Here is a 16,606-nt window from a genome sequence, read left to right as displayed (position 1 = left end):
GGAGTTAGCGGAGAACGTCGGCAAAAAAAGCCAGCATAGCTGCTTGGTATTGCCTGGTCCTATCATTGGTACTATATTGGGCTTACCATTTCGCATGGCCCATTTTGACATAACAACAAACGAGGTTCGTATGAAACTCATTAAGCACTCCCTGGCACTAGCCACCGCTGCAGCGACGCTGGCAACCAGCCAGCTGGCTTTCGCTGAAGACACCGTCGTGGAACTCTATACCTGGCGCGTTCAGGACGAAGCCCTGTTCGACTACATCAATGAAAAAAATCTGATTCCCGGCGTGCAGGTCAACCTGAACGTTTATACCGAGGACATCGAATCCAAACTGCGTATCGACATGCAGACCAATCGCCCAGACCTGTACCACGCCAAAGCCGGTTCGGCCTGGATGCAGCCCTGGATTGATGCCGGCGTTGCCGCTCCGGTGTCTGAGCTGGGTCTCGATATGAGTGCCTTCGGCGAAGCCGCTCTGGCCGGCGCCACCGGCAGCGATGGTCAGGTCTATGGCGTGCCTTTTGTCATGCAGATGGAATCCATCCTCTACAACAAGGCCGTCTTCGATGGCGCGCCGACCACCCTGGACGAACTGGAAGCCGCCTTTGCTGAGCTGAAAGATCAGGGCATCGTGCCAATGCACGTTGACGGTCGCGATGGCTGGTACCTGAACCAGGTACTGCACGAAACCATTCTCGCCGGTATGACCAGCGATGACTGGGCACAGCAAGTGGTCGCCGGCGAAGCCTGCTTTACCGACGACATCTACGTCGATGCCATGGAACGCTTCAAATCCTGGCAGGACGCTGGCTACCTGAACCCCAACCCGCTGGCCGACGACTACGGCGCCATGCGTACCGGCGTTGCTCTGGGCACTTCGGCGATGATGATCGACGGCATCTGGTCCGCCACCCCGGCGTCACCGATGTACCAGATCGACCCGAGCCTGGAGCTGGGCTTTATGGCCATTCCGGGTAATGCCAACAAGGTGTACGGCTTTACCGATGCGCACCTGGCGTACAACCCGAATTCGGACGACATCGACGCCGTCAAGAAAGTGATGGAGTTCTACACCACGCCGATGTTCGCCCAGCTGTTCGCCGACATGGTCGAAGCGGTTCCTGCCTCCAACCATCCTGTGGATGTGAACAACGCCCGCGTTCAGGCCGCAGCGGAAATGATTTCCAGCAACTCTTTGGCGGCTCAGCCGTTCTTCCACGATGCGCTGATCAGCGTTGATCCGGGTTATCGTCCGCTGGTTTCCGAAGGCATGCAGCAACTGCTGGCGGGTGAAATCACTGCCCGCGAACTGGCCGAGCATATCCAGAGCGGTCTGAACAACGCCGGTTACATCGGTGCTGACCACTGCGCACTGTGATCGTTGCGCTAACCTGACCGGGCTTGCCGGTCATCGAGGCGGGTCGATTATCGACCCGCCCCCTGCTCTTCCCCGACCTTCTGCCCGTGTGACTTTCAATCATGACGCGACACTCTGACTCTGACCCAACAACGGATTTCCAATCCCGCTCCTGGCTCAGCTATACCGCCCTGGAAAAAATTCAGCGCACCCTCTTATTAACGCCTGGCGTGCTGCTCTACGGCATTTTTAATTTTATTCCGCTGATGGCGCTGTTCTCACTGAGCCTGGTGAAATGGCCGGGCATTGGCCCGAAAGAATTTGTCGGCTTTGACAATTTTGCCAAGGTGCTGACGCAGGATTATTACCGCGACCAGATGCTCAATGCGCTGGTGCAAAACGTGATTTTTTTCATCGTTATTATCGGCTCGTTTCTGATCATCGGCACCGCTCTGGCGTTGCTGTTAAGCTTCAAAACCTGGGGCCGGAAAACCTATCAGGTATTGTTCTTTTTGCCCTACCCGATGGCCGGTGCAGCCGTAGCCTATCTGCTTGATTTGTTCGTGCATCCACGCGGTCCGCTCAACGCTTTTCTGGTGCAAACCGGCCTGGTCGACAGCGCCATTCCGTTTTTAGGTGATCAGGATACCGCCCTTATTACCATGGCGATGTTCTACACCTGGCACCGCATGGGTTTTGCCATCATGTTGATTCTGTCAGGCATTCTGGCGGTGCGTTCCGACCTGCTCGAAGCTTCGATGCTCGACGGCGCCAACCGCTGGCAATCGATCCGCAATGTGGTGCTGCCAGTGCTCGGCCCGGCCTTTGTGTTGATCACCGTCATCGTCATGGTCGATGTGTTCAACAACGCCGACTACGTACTGCTGATCATGGGACCGGAAGCCGGCCCGCTGCGTTCAACCGACATCATGGGCACCTTCCTGTTCCGCACCGCCTTCGGCGGCAACGCCGATACCACCGACACCAACTTCGGCATGGCCGCAGCCATTGGCCTGATGACGGCGTTGTTAATTTTACCGGCCGCCATCTTCCTGGCGCTGAAGAATCTGCGCAGCAGTTGAGGGTGACGCATGGATAAGATTTTCAAACTCAACAAACGCGAACAGTTAGTGGTTCAGTTAATCATGCTGGCCTGGGTGGTCGTGGTTTTGGTGCCGTTCGGCGCTGCGGTTTTGAACTCGTTAAAACCCAACGTCGGCCAGGTATTTCGCGAACCCTTCGGCCTGCCCGATCCGGTCACCTGGAGCAACTTTGCCAAAGCCTGGGTCAACGCCAATTTCGCGCAGTATTTTTTGAACTCGGCAATCATTTCCATCAGTTCGGTGATACTGGTGACCTTCTGCGCCAGCACCACGGCCTTTGTGTTGGCGCGTATGCCATTTCGCGGCAGCACCTTTATTTTTATGCTGTTTCTGGTCGGGGTGATTATTCCGATTCGGCTGGCATTGGCGCCGCTGTTCGACATCGTGCGCGGACTGGGTTTACTCGACACCCTGCTCGGGGTGATTCTGGTACAGAGCGCCAGCATGATGCCGGTGGCGGTCTTTATTCTGGTCAGCTTTATGAAGAATATTTCCACCGAACTGGAAGAGGCCGCCAAGATGGATGGCGCACTGCCCTTCACCGTCTATCGGCGCATTATTTTTCCATTGGTGCGCCCGGCCATTGCCACCATCGCCTTGCTGACGTTTGTGCAGGCGTGGAACGAATACTTCCTGCCGCTGATCTTTTTGCAAAGCGAAGCCAACTATCCGTTAACCCTCGGTCTGCAACGCTTTAATCAGCAATTCGCCATTCAATGGCACATGATGTTCGCCGGCATTCTGATCATGATGGGGCCAACCATCATCGCCTTTATGCTGGCATCGAAGCAGTTTATTGCTGGCCTGACTCAGGGTGGCGTTAAAGAGTAAGTAATCCTGCATGGCGTTGTTCTGGTGGTCATCGCACAGCGCAACGCCGTCTTCGTTCTTGCCCTCCTTGTGAGGGCTTTTTTATAACTCCCTTAACACCGACTGCAGCGACTCACGAACAAACTGAACGGCACGATCCTGATCGCTGCGACGATGCCAGGCCAGATGCAATGGAAACCCTTCGACTGCTATCGGTGGCTCGAACACGGCCAGTCCAACCGCATCATCATTGAGGCAGCCTCGCGGCAACATACAGATCAAGTCCGAATCGCGCAGCATGGCAGGAACCGCCTGAAAGTTCGGCACCACCAAACCCACCCGACGACGGCGCCCTATAGCCTGCAACGCCTGATCCAAAGCACCCTGGGTTTCGCCACGGCCGGACACCAGGATGTGCGGGTAATCGAGCCAGGCATCCAGATCAAAATTTGCCGCCGCAGGGTGCTGGGCGCGCATGGCGACGCAGTATTGCTGCTGCATCAATTCCACTCGACGAAAGCTCACACCAACGCTGGGAAACACCGACAACGCCAGATCCGTTTCACCACGCGCCAGGGCATCCAGAGCGGCATCGGCACCATGCCAGGGCTGCACCACCAGATCGAGATTCGGTGCCTGACGTTCAAGCTGTCGATACAGCGGGCCAATCACCTGGGATGCCGGAATATCGGCCGTGCACAGCCGAATGCGCTGGCTGAGCTGGTGCAATTCGGTGGGCTCCGGCTGCAGCAGTTGTTCGGTGTCCTGCAGCAGACGGTGCAGCGGCTGACGTAAGGCTTCAGCTTTGATGGTAAGCCGCATTTCACCACGACCGCGAATCAGCAAGGCGTCATCGAACAGATGCCGGCAACGCTCCAAAGCGCTGGACGTCGCCGGCTGCGACAGGTGCAGGCGTTGGGCCGCACGGCTGACATGGCGTTCTTCCAGCAGGGCATTGAGAATCACCAGCAAATTCAGATCGACACTTCTCAGGTTCATCGTTGATATATCTATAGAATGAATAATTAATTATATATTTTATCCGTTAGATAAATAACCTAGTCAGCGTCAAGGTGCTCTCCACAACCCAAAGGAGGACACCCTGATGTCTCAGACCACTGTGCTGATGTTCCATTCCCGCTACCTGCCATCACGCGCCAATACCGCCTTACTCGCCGCGGCAAACCGGCTGCCCGATGTCGACGGCGTGGATATGCAGAAGCGCTATGCCGATGGCAATCTTGATGTCGACCATGAGGTGGCTCGTCTACTGGCCACCGATCGACTCGTGCTGCAGTTCCCCATTCAATGGTATTCCACTCCGCCTTTACTGCAGAGCTGGCAGGATCAGGTGCTGACGCGACTGTTTTATCTGGCTTATCAGGAAGAAGGCCGACACTTCGAAGGCACGCCAATCATGCTGGCGGTCACCGCCGGTAACACCCCTGAGGCTTATCAACCCGAGGGTCAGAATGGTTTTCCCTTATCGACCCTGCTGACACCGCTGCAGGCGACCGCCCGCCGTTGTGGCTTGCCCTGGGCTGAGCCCTTTGTGCTCTTTCAGGCTGATCGCCTAAGCGATGCAGAGCTGGCGCTGGCCTGCCAGAGCTATGTTCAGCAGATCCAGGCCTGGCAAACCCAGACCGCTCTGACCGGGGAGGCCTGAAGATGACTGCAAGCTTCAACTCTCGTAGCGAAAAACTCGCGCCCAACCCCTTTAAACTGGCCGCGATCAGCCTGCCGTTATTGATGCTGGGTCAACTGCTGCTGGCGGGCCTGGGTCTGTTTCAGCAACCCGCCTGGTGGGACGCACACGCCAGTCTGGGCATGCTGTTGATCGTGCCGGTGAGCTGGATTCTGATTGCCAGTTGGTGGCAGCAGCCGGTGCGGGCGCTGCGCTGGTGGGCCAGCCTGATGGCATTACTCTACCTGCTGCAGGTGCTGACCATGGCAATCGGACAGGAAGCCGGCCTGGGCTGGCTTCTGGCGCTGCATCCGTTCAACGCCGGCTTGTTATTGCTGACCGCCCTAGTGTTGGTCGCCAAGATCATGCGCAGTCACAGCGGGCGTTAATGCGGTTCTAACGGATCGGTGTAAGCGCCGGCCAGTGGTTCAGGGACGAGCACCGCGCCCACCGCTTTGCGGTAGAAATCCACCGGTCCGGCATCGCCAATAAAGCCGTACACATAACCGCGCTGCTTTAGGCGGTGCAGCGCTTCCACCAATAAGGCCTTGCCCAAACCCAGTCCGCGCGCCGCTTCGTTAACACCGGTCGGGCCAAAGAAGCCGGGAAACGTAACATCGAAACAGGCAAAGCCGAGCAATTGCGCACCACGGCGCGCAATCAATACCCGGCTGGGATGGCCGCTTAAACCATTGGCCACTTCACTGGCCCAGCCGGCGCCGAATTCACGGCGCACCCAATCGACAATCAGCTCCCGGTCCCAGGCCTGAGCAGGCTGTATTTGATAACCCTCCGGCAAGGCAGGAGGGGCCGGTAGTTGCTGCAGTGACACGATCAGATCAGACATTTTGAGTTCCTGGGACCAGAGCGAGGCTACTTTAACAGCAGCCTGAGCGGCTTGGAAAAGCAGACCATTGATGGCCATCGCTGCGCCAAAGATGACCACCAGCACTGTCACTCACCGATCCGCTGTTATTATGGTGCTCACCTTGAGCATCAGAACCCGAAGAGGATAGAACATGCGCCCGCTGTTGATTGCGCTTTCAGCCCTGGTTATCAGTCCAGGGTTGATGGCCGAAGAAGGCCCCTTTAACGCCAGTGCCACAGCGCGCGCAGCGACCGTTGCCGAGGCGTGTGACATCGCCTTTAACCAGGCGGAAGCCGAAGCACTGGCCGATTTTGAAGCGGCCTTTCTGGCTGAAAGCCGGCCCCAGGCTAGACGCATCGAATTGCGCTCGCGCACCGACGAACGGCTGCCGGCCGACGCGCTGAATGCCCAACCGGGTTGCCGTGTCGACGCTCGCTGGGCGGCCATCGCGGTGGCGTCGGACGACGGTGCTGCTGAACCCGAACCACTTAATGGACGCATCGAAACCATCGACGGTGAATACAGCGCAGAATGCAGCAACGCCAATGAAGCGGCTGCCTGCAAACGTCGTATTGAAACCCAGGCCGCCAGTGATTTACGCAGCCAGTTGCAGGCTGACGACCCGCAACGACTGAACGGCTATCGGCTGAACTTCGATGGCTTCGAAGGCGACCAGTCATTCACCTACAAAGACGACCGCGTCAGCCTGACCATGAATGGCCAGTTCTATTTCCGCCTCGATCAGAGCGATTTCGGTCCGGTCACGCCCGCTCCCGGAACCCACGGCGATTTGCGCATTGAGCGCAAAGAAAAAGACGACCCTTACGACAACCTGGACTTCACCCTGTTCTACACCTGGGACGGCAATAACTCGGCCGACCCGGACGAACTGGCGCTGAGCACCAACCGCTGGGGATTGGGTTTGTGGGTCGATAACCGCATCGGCGTATCGACCTTCTGGGGCGAAGAACGCGCCGGCATTGCCAACAACAACCACTACGTCCACAACGACAGCAGTCGCTACGACGTATTCGGTGTCGGCATCGGTTATCGGCTGTTCGATAACCGCGACATCACCGTCGAAACCAGCCTCTATTACGTCGATGCGCAGCCCTTTAGCACGACGCTCGACAACGGCCGGGAGTATGAAGCCAGGGATTACGCCCAGACCAATATCAACATCAAAACCAACTCCGCCTCCGGCCCCAATGTCGGTTGGATGTTCACCTGGAAACTGCGTGAAGACCTGAGCAACTACAACAGCCTGTCCGGCGGCTGGTATGTGGAGTGGCAATTCTGATCGACGCACACTGACAACGTTGCAGCCAGCGAGCTTCGCGCTTAGTCTGGCTCGCCGTTGTTGATCGCCGAGGTTGTTGCATGTCATCCGAACGCCGCGCTCTGGGTTACGCCCTGATCGCTGTCCTGCTCTGGTCCACCGTCGCCACCGCTTTTAAAGTTGCCTTGCAGCACGTCAGCGTCAGCCAATTAATGGCCGGCGCGGCGCTGTTTTCTGTTGCCGCGCTGATGGCGACGTTGGCGATACGCGGCGAATTATCAACGGCCATAAAACGGCTTTGGTCCGATCGCAACGCCGCCTTTCGCCTGGGGTTAATTAATCCGGTTATCTACTACGCAGTCCTGTTCGAAGCCTACGACCGCTTGCCGGCACAAGTAGCGCAGCCGGTGAATTACACCTGGGCGATTACTCTGGGTTTGTTGTCGGTGCCCTTTCTCGGTCACAAACTGACGCGCTGGGATTTAATCGGCATGTTGCTCGGTTATTCCGGCGTGGTGTTTATTTCCATTGCCGGGCAAAACGTCAGTGGGTCGCTGGATTATTTCGGTCTGTTTCTGGCGTTGGCGTCGACGCTGCTCTGGGCGGGCTACTGGCTGGTGAATACCCGCGATGAGCGTCCGCCGATCATTGGTTTGTTCCAGAACTTTGTTTACGCCCTGCCAATACTGGTGCTGTGGATGCTGTGGCGCGATGGTTTGCCAGCCCTGGACCAATGGCAGGTAACCGCCAGCCTGGCCTATGTTGGGGTGTTCGAGATGGGCATCACTTTCGTGTTCTGGCAGCTGGCAATGCACCACACCAACAACGCCAGTCGCATCGGCACACTGATTTTTCTATCGCCCTTTATCAGCCTGTTTTTAATCCACTTCGTGCTCGGTGAACCGCTGCAATGGCTGACCTTTGGCGGCCTGGGTTTGATCGTTGCGGGCTTGTGGATTCAGCAAAGCAAGGCGAGGCGGCAGGTCTCGTGAGCAATTGAGGCTGCCGATTATCCGATTAGTTGCGCTTATAGACATGCCGGCGGTGGCCAACTTTCACAACCGTTACCACAAGCAGCTCGTCCGTCACTTCATAGATGATCCGGTAAACACCCTGCCGGATTCGGTAACGTTCTTGTCCTGACAGTTTTTCGCTGCCGATCGGCCGGGGGTTCTCCCTCAACTCCTCAAGACGTTGCAGAAGGCGGGCGACATCCTTGTTGGGAATGGACCGAAGGTCTTTGGCGACTGACTTCCTGACAACCAGCTTATAGCTTGCCATGTGCCTTCAGGTCATCCAGCAAAGCCTCGTAGCTCATGGTTGGCTCGGCTACTCGGTCCTCGAATGCCGCCAAATCTTCCTGATCCTCAGCTAGAGCCGCACGAACGGCATCGTTGACGAGGTCCGACAAGGAACGGTGCGTATGGGCGGCCTTCAACCGCAAGGCAGCGTGCAGCTGAGGGTCAAAATAAACCGTGGAACGCTTCGATATCTCGCTCATGGCGCTCTCCAGACGATGCAATGAATTAACATCATGATGTCAAAGCGTCATAGCGTCAAACCAAAAAAACGGCTTATGCTGGACGAGCCATTCCTGTTGTGTTCCGCTTCGGCAAAATACGGCACCGCCCTGGCCGGCCAGGCCTTGGGCTGCAAATCCTCCGGTCGAACCAGAGCCAGATACCAGACGATGACCATGCAAGCTGCCTAGGGATCCGGAAATTCTTCGGTCTTGAACAGCTTAAAACCACGCGCTTCGTAGTTATTGCGCGCGCTGGGATGATCGTCGGAACAGGTGTGTAACCAGATGCGCTCGGGGCGACGACCCTCGCCATCGGTCCACTCGAAGGCAACCTTCAAAGCTTCAGATAACATCGGCCCACCCAGGCCCTGACCGATAAAGGGTTTGGCCAGACCCACGGAAATAAACTCAACCTGGTTACCATCCTGGCGCTCCATCTCCACATAGCCGGCGGGGGTGCCGCGCACCGTTAACAGCCAGATGCGATGCTCCGGCCGTTCGGTGTGTTCACGCCATTGCTCCAGCGACCAGTCCAGCTTCATAAACCAGTTCCAGTGCTGGCCAATCCACTGATACAAAAAGCGATTGAGTTCGCCCTGCTTCACTTCGACTTCGTCAAAGCGCAACGGCACATCGGCGGGCCAGGGTTTGACGTTGATGGCGTCGGGCGAAGTCAGTTCATAGGACCACTCGGTAACCATCAGAACAATTTCTGTTTGCTGACCAGGATGCCGGTTTCATCGGCGTACAACCACATGCCTGACTCAATGGTGACACCGGCAAATTCGACCGGTACATCGACGTCGCCGAGGCCTTTTTTCTCGGTGCGTACGGGTATGCTGGCCAGCGCCCGCACACCAATCGGCATACGGCGCAGTTCGTGAATATCGCGCGCGCAACCGTTGATTACCACGCCCTGCCAGCCATGATTCACCGCATCGAGCGCGATCTGATCGCCGATCAAAGCTCGGCGCAACGACGCACCGCCATCGACCACCATCACCTTGCCATCGCCGTCGGTGCCGGCCAGTTCTTTGACCCGGGAATTATCTTCGTAACAATGCACGGTCACCACTTGACCAAAGAACGCCGGCTTGCCGCCAAAATCCTGGAACAAAGGTTCGAGTACCTGAACGGCATCGGGATGATCATCACAGAGGTCAGGCGTATTCCACATAGGGTAGACTCGCTTATTCGACTGGGGAGTGAGGTTCAGTGGTCATCATGGATGGCCAACCGAAGGCTGAATTCTGATCGTTGATAAGCTTCGTACAAGGAACGCTTTTATGGCTGTCAAACTGCAAACACCGCGCCTGACAGTGACCGGCCCGGCGGGGATTCGCGGTCGCGCACTGCATCGTTACTATCAACAAAACGCCGATCATTTTGCCCAAGGGGGCGGCGATTTGCCAGCCAGAGTGGGTCTGACAAGAGCCCGGCTTAAGGCGCAGAAACGCCTGTGGAAACAAGGCCGCGGCTACCGGTTTTATGGTTTTAAAGACGGCGAGTTGGTGCTGGATCTGGGTCTGACCAATGTGGTGCGCGGCGCCTTTCAGGCGGCCCATCTGGGCTACCGTACCGCCCAGGCACACCAGGGACAGGGATTGATGACCGAAGCCTTGGTCGCCGTGGTCGGTTACGCCTTCGATACCCTCAACCTGCATCGACTGATGGCTAACTACCAACCCTGGAATGTCGCCAGCGGCCGGGTGCTGGAAAAACTCGGCTTCGAACGCGAAGGTCTGGCGAAAGATTATTTATTCATTAACGGCCAGTGGCGCGACCACGTGTTGACGGCTTTGATCAATGATCGCTGGTGAGTGCATATCAGTCTTGGTTAAAGGCACGAACGTGATCAATTAACGCCCGCAGTTTCGGTGTCACCAGACGGCGGCTGGGGTAGTACAGATAGAAACCGTTAAAGGGCGGCAGCCAGTCGTCGAGCAAGGTGATCAGTTCGCCGCGTTCAATGTACGGCAAGAAGGTTTCTTCCATACCGAAGGCGATGCCACCGCCGACCAGGGCGGTACGCACGATCAGCAGCATGTCGTTGGTGGTCACCTGCGGCGACACCTGCACATTGAAAGCGCGGCCGTCGCGTTCAAATTCCCAACGATAAGGCGCTGTCTCCGGCCTCGGTCGCCAGCCGATACAGCGATGATCGGTCAGCTCGCGCGGATGCTCCGGCCGGCCATAACGCGCGACATAAGAGGGCGCCGCTACAGTCACTTGCCGCTGATCCCCGGTCAGCGGCACCGCCACCATATCCTGCTCAATCACCTCACCCAGACGGACGCCAGCGTCAAAGCCCGCGGCGACAATATCAAATTCCTCATCCGAAACGGTGACATCCAGACTGATGCCCGGATTGGCTTCAGCGAAACCAGCAATCAAAGGCCCGGACAAAAAACGCTCGGCAATGGAGGTGGCGGTGACTCTTAACAGCCCTTGCGGCGAGCCCGGCACATCGAGCGTCGCCTGCAGCGCCGAACTGATGTCACCGAGCGGGCTGGAAACGGCGCGCAGCAGACGCTCACCTTCGTCGGTCAGCCGCACACTGCGAGTAGTACGCCGGAACAAGGGCTGCCGCAACGCCTCCTCCAACCGCTGCACCGACTGACTGACCGCCGAGCGCGTCACCCCCAAACGGTCCGCCGCAGCTCGGAAATTGCCGGCTTCAGCGACGGCGATAAAGCTCGTTAACAGGTTTAAATCCATAACCTTTGATAAGCATTGCTAACCAGTACGTCCAGTATTAACGGGATACTCCTCGACAATCCAGCGTTTTAATCTGCGTCCGGTTTTTAACGACCTAAAGACGACAACAGGAGCACTTGATGAGCCCGTCTAATAACAATCCCTCTCACCCTTACTCGGGCATGTGGATGACCGCAGATGGCTTTATTCGCCACGAGTTATTGCCCAATGGCCGCTATATCGAAGCGCGAGGTGCACGCGAGCGCGCCTATGAAGGCCGCTACGAAGTGCGTGGCAATCATATCGATTACTGGGACGATACCGGCTTTACCGCCGATGGCGATTTTGTGGACTCTGATGTGTTACATCATGCTGGCATGGTGTTGCATCGGCGCTGAACAGCAAAGCAGCGGGAACCAAGGTTCCCGCTGCTTCGTTACGCCATTACTTGGCGGCGATATCCACCATCGCCTGGAAGCTTTGCTTCGACGGCCGACCGAACTCGATCGACCGTTTCAACCGGTGAATGCCCTTGATAAAACGCAGCGAACCGGACTCGGCACGAATAACGATTGAGTGAGTGGTGATGCCACCGTCACGATCGTAATGCACGCCATCCAAAAACGGACCGCCGGTAATGCCGGTGGCGGCAAAGAAGGCATCGTCGGCAGCGATCAGATCATCGAGCCGCACCACTTGGTCGAGATCGATATCCAGTTCCACCAGCTTGCGTCTTTCGCTTTCTAATTGCGGCGAACGCACGCCTTCCATGCCACCGTTCAGCGCTTTTACCGCAGCGGCGGAAATCACCCCTTCGGGGGTGCCGCCAATGCCCATCAGCACATCGACGCCGGTGCCGGGAATGGCTGCCATCAGCGCGCCCATCACATCGCCATCGGTGTGCAGTTGCACGCGCGCACCGGCAGCACGGATTTCTTCGATCAGGCTTTTGTGGCGCGGCCGGTCGAGCACGAAAACGGTGACTTCGTTGACCTTGCGCTGCAACGCTTCAGCGATGGAATACAGGTTGCGAGCAACCGATTGGGTGATGTCGATGGCGTCGCGGGCGTCTTCACCGACGACGATCTTGTTCATATAGAAAGAAGGGCCCGGATCCCACATGGCGCCACGTTCGGTGGCAGCAACCACAGCAATGGAATTGGGACGGCCGGTGGCCAGCAGGCGGGTGCCTTCGACCGGATCGACAGCGATGTCGAGTTTGGGTTCGGCGCCGGTACCGACGCTTTCCCCGTTATAGAGCATAGGCGCTTCGTCTTTCTCGCCCTCGCCGATGACTACGACGCCATCCATGCTGACTGTTTGCAGTACAGCACGCATAGCGTCCACGGCAGCGCCGTCGCCGGCCTCCTTATCGCCCGCGCCCATAAAGCGCGATGCGGAAAGGGCCGCCGCCTCAGTCACCCGCACCAACTCCATGCCCAGATTTCGATCGGGCTGTTGCTTCATGGTGTTACCTGCGGCTTCATTTTATTTCCTGAAGAAAGTTAGCTGATAGGCACCGGTCGGGCGCTCCGTGGCCAGTATGCTGGCTCTTCTCAAGGGGGGAATCTGACCGACCGGTAGCGCCGACTATACCGGCGCCAAGAGGGGGCACAAGCACGGAAAACGGTTTCAGGTGGAAAAGAAATTTAATGACGAAAAAGGCCCGGCGATCGACCGGGCCTAAACGTTTAAGTTGTAGTTTTATTTCCGCTTTTTGACCGCTCGGTCAGCCCAGACCTTCAAAGCTGAAACCGTCCGGCAGCAGTTCAGTGGCGGTCCATTCGCGCAGACCATCGACGTCGTTGGTCGCCCAGATTTTGCCATCGGCAGGCATAAATTCAGCGATCACCTGACGGCAGCCACCGCAGGGCGAAAACAGATTGTTGCCCGGCATATAAACCACCAGTTCGAGGATTTCGCCAGGCCGCACACCCGCCGACGCCGCCGTACCAATGGCGGTACGTTCGCCGCACATGCCCAGCGGATAGGAGCGGTTTTCCACATTGCAGCCGCTGAAGATGCGGCCGTCGGCAGTACGCAGCGCAGCACCGACCGGAAACTCGCTGTAGGGCACGTAAGCGTTGGCCGCAGCCGCCTTGGCCGCCGCTTTCAGATCACCAGGAGCTGCCATCATTACAGACTCACGGCTGCTTTGAGGGCGATCTGGATCATTTCATTGAAGGTGGTCTGGCGCTCGTCCGAGCTGGTCGCTTCACCACGCACAATGTGATCGCTGACGGTCATAATGCCCAGCGCCTTAGCGCCGTATTCAGCAGCCACGCCGTACAGGCCAGCCACTTCCATTTCCACCGCCAGAATGCCCATCTTGCGCAGCGTCGGGATCAGCGCTTCTTCGGGCGAGTAGAACAGATCGGAAGTAAACACATTGCCGACCTGAGCTTCGACGCCGGCGTTGCGCGCGCTCGCCACCGCCGCTTCGAGCAATGCATAGCTGGCCGTGGCAGCGAAGTCGTAACCCAGTAGACGGGTGCGGTTGACGCCGGTATCGGTACTGGCGCCGCTGGCGATGATGACGTCGCGCAGCTTGATGTCATCGCCAATACCGCCGCAGGTGCCAACACGAATCAGGTTTTTCACACCGTATTCGGTGATCAGTTCTTTGGCGTAGATGGAAATTGATGGCACGCCCATGCCTGAGCCCATCACCGACACCGGCTTGCCGTCAAAGGTGCCGGTGTAACCGAACATGGAGCGCACATCGGTGACACGCTTGGCGCCGTCGAGGAAGTTTTCGGCGATGTATTGGGCGCGCAGCGGATCGCCCGGCATCAGCACGGTTTCTGCGAAATCACCAGCATTGGCATTGATATGGGGAGTAGGCATAGAGTCCTCGTGAATTTTCTGACCAAATGTTCAACTTGCAGCACTATAACGGCTTGCCGCGAGCGCGACCAGCCACTCAGTTTCAGCCGACCCGTCATCGTCTTGGCAACAACACCGCCGCTTCCAGACCCGAACTGATGCGGTTGCGCAGTTTCAACTGACCGCCGTGAGCGTGGGCAATATTGCGCGCGATGCTCAAGCCCAGACCGGCGCCGCCGGTGTTGCGGTTGCGCGAGGTTTCCAGACGCACATAGGGTTCGAACACCTTGTCGATCTCGCTTTCAGGAATACCCGGGCCGTTATCGACCACATAGATTTTCAGCTCCTGTCGGCTGTCGACAATCTCCAGCTTCACCTGAGTGCCATAAAAAGCGGCGTTGTGGACCAGGTTCGACAGACAGCGTTTCAGCGCCAGCGGTTTGCCGTAAAACGGCCAGCGCGCCAGGCCGCGAATTTCCAGCGGGTAACCGAGCAAGGCCAGATCATCCTTGAGCGTATTGACCATCTGGTTGATGTCGATGGGATGGGTGTTTTCGTGCACATCGGTGCTGCGCCCCAAATCCAGCGCGCCCTTGACCATGGCCTCCAGTTCTTCCAGATCCTTGATCATGCTGGGTTTGACCTTGTTATCGTCATCCATCATTTCGGCGCGCAAACGCAGTCGGGTGATGGGGGTTTTCAGGTCGTGTGAGATGGCCGAAAACAGCCGTTCGCGATCGTCGACGAAACGCAGCACGCGCTCCTGCATCAGGTTAAAGGCGCGCGCGGTCTCCTTCACTTCACGAGTGCCCTTTTCATCCAGCGGTGCCAGATGGATATCGGTACCCAGTTGGCGCGCCGCTGCGGCCAGATCCGACAGCGGCCGGGTCATCCAGCGCACCACAAACCAGGCGATGGTCACCAGCACGATCAATAAGATGGTCAGGAAAAACAGCTGCCCCTGATCGAGGTATTTGGTCTCGGACAGAAAATACGGATCGGGCAACAAACCCGCCAGATACAGCCATTCGCCTTCTCCTACCGGCACTTGCGCCACCAGTACCGGCGGCGGATCGGGCTCCAGAATCAGGGTGTTCTGCGCCCAGCGCGGCGGCAGATCGACCAGGCGGATGTCGGCTTCATAGACATTCAGCAAACGCGGATCGGCAAATTCGACGCTCAGATCAGCCAGCCGCTGACCGAGTTTTTCTTCAATGGAGCGCTGAAACTGATCGAGAAACTGCTGCTTGGCCAGGCTGTCGCGAATCGGTTCGACCGGAATAAAGTTGTCGTTCACCGACACCAGAAAGCGCGAGCCGCCCATATCGCGCAACTGGTTGATGATCAGATGCCGATAGTCGCGTGGATAGGCGCGGATAAATTCCATGGTCGAACCCACCGAAAACGCCATATCGCGCGCCATCGATTCGCCCTGTTGCTGGCGCTGACCTTCGAGAAAATACAGCCAGACGTAGTTACTGAAACTGAAGGCGCTGATCAAACCCAGCACCATCAGCGCCAGCAGGCGGCTGTATAAAGAGGTGAAGCTGAAGCGCGGCATTATTCAGGCGAGACCGGCACCGTCAGGATATAGCCGGCACCGCGCACGGTTTTGATCAACTGCGGTGACTTGCCATCATCGTGCAGGCGCGAACGCAGGCGGCTGACCTGAACGTCAATGGAGCGATCGAAGGGTGACGAATCGCGGCCGCGCAGCTCGTTGCTCAGATCATCACGACTGAGCACCTCGCCCGGCCGGCTGACAAAGAGCCGCAATAAATTGAAGTCGGCACCATTGAGCGAATGGGCGGTACCGTCCGGGTCGGTGAGTTCGCGGTTGGTCAGATCGAGCAGCCACCGACCAAAGCGCAGCCGCTGACGGGCATCGAGCGGCGAACTGTCCGGGGTTTCGTCATAGCGCCGCAACACCGCCTTGATGCGCGCCAGCAATTCACGCGGATTAAAGGGTTTGCCAACGTAATCATCGGCGCCCAGTTCCAGACCGATAATGCGATCGGTCTCGTCGGAACCGGCGGTCAACATAATGATGGGAACGCGCGAGCGAGCGCGCACTTCCTTGCACAGGGTGAAGCCATCGTCACCCGGCATCATGATATCGAGAACGATCAGATCCAGTCGTTCATGCGGCCAGTACTGGCGCATTTGCTGCCCATCGGCGGCGGTGACGACCACAAAGCCATTCTTCTCAAGATACTCCTTGAGCAGATTGCGGATATCTTCGTCGTCGTCCACCACCAGGATGCGCTTTTGTTGTTCTGCGTGCATCTTGGTCCCACTGCTTGCCGTTCACAAAGCCAGACTTGGCCCGGCGCGAAAGTCTAACGGTGCTCGCCGGCCGTTTGGACCGCAAAGTATAACATTGCGACCACGAATGAGACGACGGCCTCGGTTCAAACGCAAAAAATGAATTACACTGGAGGACTGTCTGCCGCG

At 57.5% G+C, this 16,606-nt stretch carries 21 protein-coding genes; 9 read left to right on the top strand and 12 right to left on the bottom strand.

Translation table 11 applies throughout. The features are described 5' to 3' along the window. Positions 1 to 130: 130 nt before the first annotated feature. From ABMA60_RS04150 to ABMA60_RS04140, 3 genes are all read left to right on the top strand, one after another. A complete protein-coding gene (locus tag ABMA60_RS04150; RefSeq protein ID WP_392799136.1) occupies positions 131 to 1,384 on the top strand; it encodes an ABC transporter substrate-binding protein in 1,254 nt (417 codons plus the stop codon). Positions 1,385 to 1,485: 101 nt separating this feature from the next. Next, positions 1,486 to 2,445: a carbohydrate ABC transporter permease gene (locus tag ABMA60_RS04145; RefSeq protein ID WP_392799134.1), complete on the top strand. Its 960-nt coding sequence runs from the start codon at positions 1,486 to 1,488 to the stop codon at positions 2,443 to 2,445. Positions 2,446 to 2,454: 9 nt separating this feature from the next. Further along, positions 2,455 to 3,297: a carbohydrate ABC transporter permease gene (locus ABMA60_RS04140; RefSeq protein ID WP_392799131.1), complete on the top strand. Its 843-nt coding sequence runs from the start codon at positions 2,455 to 2,457 to the stop codon at positions 3,295 to 3,297. 81 nt (positions 3,298 to 3,378) lie between these two features. On the opposite strand, the gene ABMA60_RS04135 is transcribed toward ABMA60_RS04140, so the two are convergent. Continuing rightward, complete coding sequence (locus ABMA60_RS04135) at positions 3,379 to 4,275, bottom strand: LysR family transcriptional regulator (protein ID WP_392799128.1); 897 nt, start codon at positions 4,273 to 4,275, stop codon at positions 3,379 to 3,381. A gap of 106 nt (positions 4,276 to 4,381) precedes the next feature. On the opposite strand from ABMA60_RS04135, the gene ABMA60_RS04130 reads away from it, so the two are divergent. Then, positions 4,382 to 4,942: an NAD(P)H-dependent oxidoreductase gene (locus ABMA60_RS04130; RefSeq protein WP_392799125.1), complete on the top strand. Its 561-nt coding sequence runs from the start codon at positions 4,382 to 4,384 to the stop codon at positions 4,940 to 4,942. Between the two features lie 2 nt (positions 4,943 to 4,944). Continuing rightward, complete coding sequence (locus tag ABMA60_RS04125) at positions 4,945 to 5,349, top strand: DUF6220 domain-containing protein (protein WP_392799123.1); 405 nt, start codon at positions 4,945 to 4,947, stop codon at positions 5,347 to 5,349. Here ABMA60_RS04125 and ABMA60_RS04120 read toward each other — a convergent pair. Then, on the bottom strand, positions 5,346 to 5,807 hold the full coding sequence (locus ABMA60_RS04120; RefSeq protein WP_392799120.1) for a GNAT family N-acetyltransferase: 462 nt from the start codon (positions 5,805 to 5,807) through the stop codon (positions 5,346 to 5,348). The two genes, ABMA60_RS04125 and ABMA60_RS04120, sit on opposite strands and share 4 nt — an antisense overlap. Positions 5,808 to 5,979: 172 nt before the next feature. Between ABMA60_RS04120 and ABMA60_RS04115 the strand changes: the two genes are divergently transcribed. Beyond that, positions 5,980 to 7,128 carry a hypothetical protein gene (locus tag ABMA60_RS04115; RefSeq protein WP_392799118.1) on the top strand — a complete coding sequence of 383 codons (1,149 nt, stop codon included), beginning with the start codon at positions 5,980 to 5,982 and terminating at the stop codon, positions 7,126 to 7,128. A gap of 80 nt (positions 7,129 to 7,208) precedes the next feature. Then, positions 7,209 to 8,099, top strand: coding sequence for a DMT family transporter (locus tag ABMA60_RS04110; protein ID WP_392799115.1), 891 nt, complete (start codon positions 7,209 to 7,211; stop codon positions 8,097 to 8,099). Between the two features lie 25 nt (positions 8,100 to 8,124). Here ABMA60_RS04110 and ABMA60_RS04105 read toward each other — a convergent pair whose 3' ends face one another. From ABMA60_RS04105 to rraA, 4 genes are all read right to left on the bottom strand, one after another. Beyond that, entirely contained in the window at positions 8,125 to 8,388 is a 264-nt protein-coding gene (locus tag ABMA60_RS04105; protein ID WP_392799111.1) for a type II toxin-antitoxin system RelE/ParE family toxin, read from the bottom strand. Beyond that, a complete protein-coding gene (locus ABMA60_RS04100) occupies positions 8,375 to 8,608 on the bottom strand; it encodes a hypothetical protein (RefSeq protein ID WP_392799108.1) in 234 nt (77 codons plus the stop codon). The genes ABMA60_RS04105 and ABMA60_RS04100 overlap by 14 nt, the downstream gene beginning before the upstream one ends. Before the next feature lie 206 nt (positions 8,609 to 8,814). Beyond that, the gene (locus ABMA60_RS04095; RefSeq protein ID WP_392799105.1) at positions 8,815 to 9,330 is read right to left on the bottom strand and encodes a GNAT family N-acetyltransferase; all 516 of its coding nucleotides are present in this window, start codon (positions 9,328 to 9,330) and stop codon (positions 8,815 to 8,817) included. After that, the gene (gene rraA, locus ABMA60_RS04090; RefSeq protein ID WP_392799102.1) at positions 9,330 to 9,806 is read right to left on the bottom strand and encodes a ribonuclease E activity regulator RraA; all 477 of its coding nucleotides are present in this window, start codon (positions 9,804 to 9,806) and stop codon (positions 9,330 to 9,332) included. The genes ABMA60_RS04095 and rraA overlap by 1 nt, the downstream gene beginning before the upstream one ends. Positions 9,807 to 9,915: 109 nt before the next feature. Here rraA and ABMA60_RS04085 point away from each other — a divergent pair, with 109 nt between their 5' ends. Beyond that, positions 9,916 to 10,449, top strand: a complete 534-nt coding sequence (locus ABMA60_RS04085) for a GNAT family N-acetyltransferase (RefSeq protein WP_392799099.1) — start codon at positions 9,916 to 9,918, stop codon at positions 10,447 to 10,449. Between the two features lie 7 nt (positions 10,450 to 10,456). On the opposite strand, the gene ABMA60_RS04080 is transcribed toward ABMA60_RS04085, so the two are convergent. After that, positions 10,457 to 11,347 carry a LysR family transcriptional regulator gene (locus ABMA60_RS04080; RefSeq protein WP_392799096.1) on the bottom strand — a complete coding sequence of 297 codons (891 nt, stop codon included), beginning with the start codon at positions 11,345 to 11,347 and terminating at the stop codon, positions 10,457 to 10,459. 119 nt (positions 11,348 to 11,466) lie between these two features. On the opposite strand from ABMA60_RS04080, the gene ABMA60_RS04075 reads away from it, so the two are divergent. After that, complete coding sequence (locus tag ABMA60_RS04075) at positions 11,467 to 11,724, top strand: Atu4866 domain-containing protein (RefSeq protein ID WP_392799093.1); 258 nt, start codon at positions 11,467 to 11,469, stop codon at positions 11,722 to 11,724. Positions 11,725 to 11,770: 46 nt separating this feature from the next. Here the strand turns inward: ABMA60_RS04075 and glpX are convergent, their stop codons facing one another. The 5 genes from glpX to ABMA60_RS04050 all read right to left on the bottom strand — a co-directional run bounded on the left by glpX (position 11,771) and on the right by ABMA60_RS04050 (position 16,438). After that, complete coding sequence (gene glpX / locus ABMA60_RS04070) at positions 11,771 to 12,793, bottom strand: class II fructose-bisphosphatase (RefSeq protein ID WP_392799090.1); 1,023 nt, start codon at positions 12,791 to 12,793, stop codon at positions 11,771 to 11,773. Positions 12,794 to 13,055: 262 nt separating this feature from the next. Further along, the gene (cdd, locus tag ABMA60_RS04065) at positions 13,056 to 13,463 is read right to left on the bottom strand and encodes a cytidine deaminase (protein WP_392799087.1); all 408 of its coding nucleotides are present in this window, start codon (positions 13,461 to 13,463) and stop codon (positions 13,056 to 13,058) included. Further along, entirely contained in the window at positions 13,463 to 14,173 is a 711-nt protein-coding gene (deoD, locus tag ABMA60_RS04060; protein ID WP_392799084.1) for a purine-nucleoside phosphorylase, read from the bottom strand. The genes cdd and deoD overlap by 1 nt, the downstream gene beginning before the upstream one ends. Positions 14,174 to 14,267: 94 nt before the next feature. After that, positions 14,268 to 15,713, bottom strand: coding sequence for an ATP-binding protein (locus tag ABMA60_RS04055; protein ID WP_392799081.1), 1,446 nt, complete (start codon positions 15,711 to 15,713; stop codon positions 14,268 to 14,270). Next, complete coding sequence (locus ABMA60_RS04050; RefSeq protein ID WP_392799079.1) at positions 15,713 to 16,438, bottom strand: response regulator; 726 nt, start codon at positions 16,436 to 16,438, stop codon at positions 15,713 to 15,715. Before ABMA60_RS04050 ends, ABMA60_RS04055 begins: the two co-directional genes overlap by 1 nt. Positions 16,439 to 16,606: the final 168 nt, after the last annotated feature.

The sequence above is a fragment of the Saccharospirillum sp. HFRX-2 genome, from assembly GCF_043196805.1.
Taxonomy (GTDB): Bacteria; Pseudomonadota; Gammaproteobacteria; order Pseudomonadales; family Natronospirillaceae; genus Saccharospirillum.
Note: the sequence above shows the minus strand (reverse complement) of the source record. Positions and strands in the feature narration are given on the sequence as shown.

What these genes read in the sequence shown, in the direction of transcription:
- ABMA60_RS04135 (WP_392799128.1), bottom strand. Translation starts at nt 4,275, where the DNA reads ATGAACCTGAGAAGTGTCGATCTGAATTTGCTGGTGATTCTCAATGCC.
- ABMA60_RS04150 (WP_392799136.1), top strand. Translation starts at nt 131, where the DNA reads ATGAAACTCATTAAGCACTCCCTGGCACTAGCCACCGCTGCAGCGACG.
- ABMA60_RS04085 (WP_392799099.1), top strand. Translation starts at nt 9,916, where the DNA reads ATGGCTGTCAAACTGCAAACACCGCGCCTGACAGTGACCGGCCCGGCG.
- ABMA60_RS04120 (WP_392799120.1), bottom strand. Translation starts at nt 5,807, where the DNA reads ATGTCTGATCTGATCGTGTCACTGCAGCAACTACCGGCCCCTCCTGCC.
- rraA (WP_392799102.1), bottom strand. Translation starts at nt 9,806, where the DNA reads ATGTGGAATACGCCTGACCTCTGTGATGATCATCCCGATGCCGTTCAG.
- ABMA60_RS04140 (WP_392799131.1), top strand. Translation starts at nt 2,455, where the DNA reads ATGGATAAGATTTTCAAACTCAACAAACGCGAACAGTTAGTGGTTCAG.
- ABMA60_RS04115 (WP_392799118.1), top strand. Translation starts at nt 5,980, where the DNA reads ATGCGCCCGCTGTTGATTGCGCTTTCAGCCCTGGTTATCAGTCCAGGG.
- ABMA60_RS04105 (WP_392799111.1), bottom strand. Translation starts at nt 8,388, where the DNA reads ATGGCAAGCTATAAGCTGGTTGTCAGGAAGTCAGTCGCCAAAGACCTT.
- ABMA60_RS04125 (WP_392799123.1), top strand. Translation starts at nt 4,945, where the DNA reads ATGACTGCAAGCTTCAACTCTCGTAGCGAAAAACTCGCGCCCAACCCC.
- ABMA60_RS04075 (WP_392799093.1), top strand. Translation starts at nt 11,467, where the DNA reads ATGAGCCCGTCTAATAACAATCCCTCTCACCCTTACTCGGGCATGTGG.
- ABMA60_RS04080 (WP_392799096.1), bottom strand. Translation starts at nt 11,347, where the DNA reads ATGGATTTAAACCTGTTAACGAGCTTTATCGCCGTCGCTGAAGCCGGC.
- ABMA60_RS04130 (WP_392799125.1), top strand. Translation starts at nt 4,382, where the DNA reads ATGTCTCAGACCACTGTGCTGATGTTCCATTCCCGCTACCTGCCATCA.
- ABMA60_RS04110 (WP_392799115.1), top strand. Translation starts at nt 7,209, where the DNA reads ATGTCATCCGAACGCCGCGCTCTGGGTTACGCCCTGATCGCTGTCCTG.
- deoD (WP_392799084.1), bottom strand. Translation starts at nt 14,173, where the DNA reads ATGCCTACTCCCCATATCAATGCCAATGCTGGTGATTTCGCAGAAACC.
- ABMA60_RS04055 (WP_392799081.1), bottom strand. Translation starts at nt 15,713, where the DNA reads ATGCCGCGCTTCAGCTTCACCTCTTTATACAGCCGCCTGCTGGCGCTG.
- ABMA60_RS04100 (WP_392799108.1), bottom strand. Translation starts at nt 8,608, where the DNA reads ATGAGCGAGATATCGAAGCGTTCCACGGTTTATTTTGACCCTCAGCTG.
- ABMA60_RS04050 (WP_392799079.1), bottom strand. Translation starts at nt 16,438, where the DNA reads ATGCACGCAGAACAACAAAAGCGCATCCTGGTGGTGGACGACGACGAA.
- cdd (WP_392799087.1), bottom strand. Translation starts at nt 13,463, where the DNA reads ATGATGGCAGCTCCTGGTGATCTGAAAGCGGCGGCCAAGGCGGCTGCG.
- glpX (WP_392799090.1), bottom strand. Translation starts at nt 12,793, where the DNA reads ATGAAGCAACAGCCCGATCGAAATCTGGGCATGGAGTTGGTGCGGGTG.
- ABMA60_RS04095 (WP_392799105.1), bottom strand. Translation starts at nt 9,330, where the DNA reads ATGGTTACCGAGTGGTCCTATGAACTGACTTCGCCCGACGCCATCAAC.
- ABMA60_RS04145 (WP_392799134.1), top strand. Translation starts at nt 1,486, where the DNA reads ATGACGCGACACTCTGACTCTGACCCAACAACGGATTTCCAATCCCGC.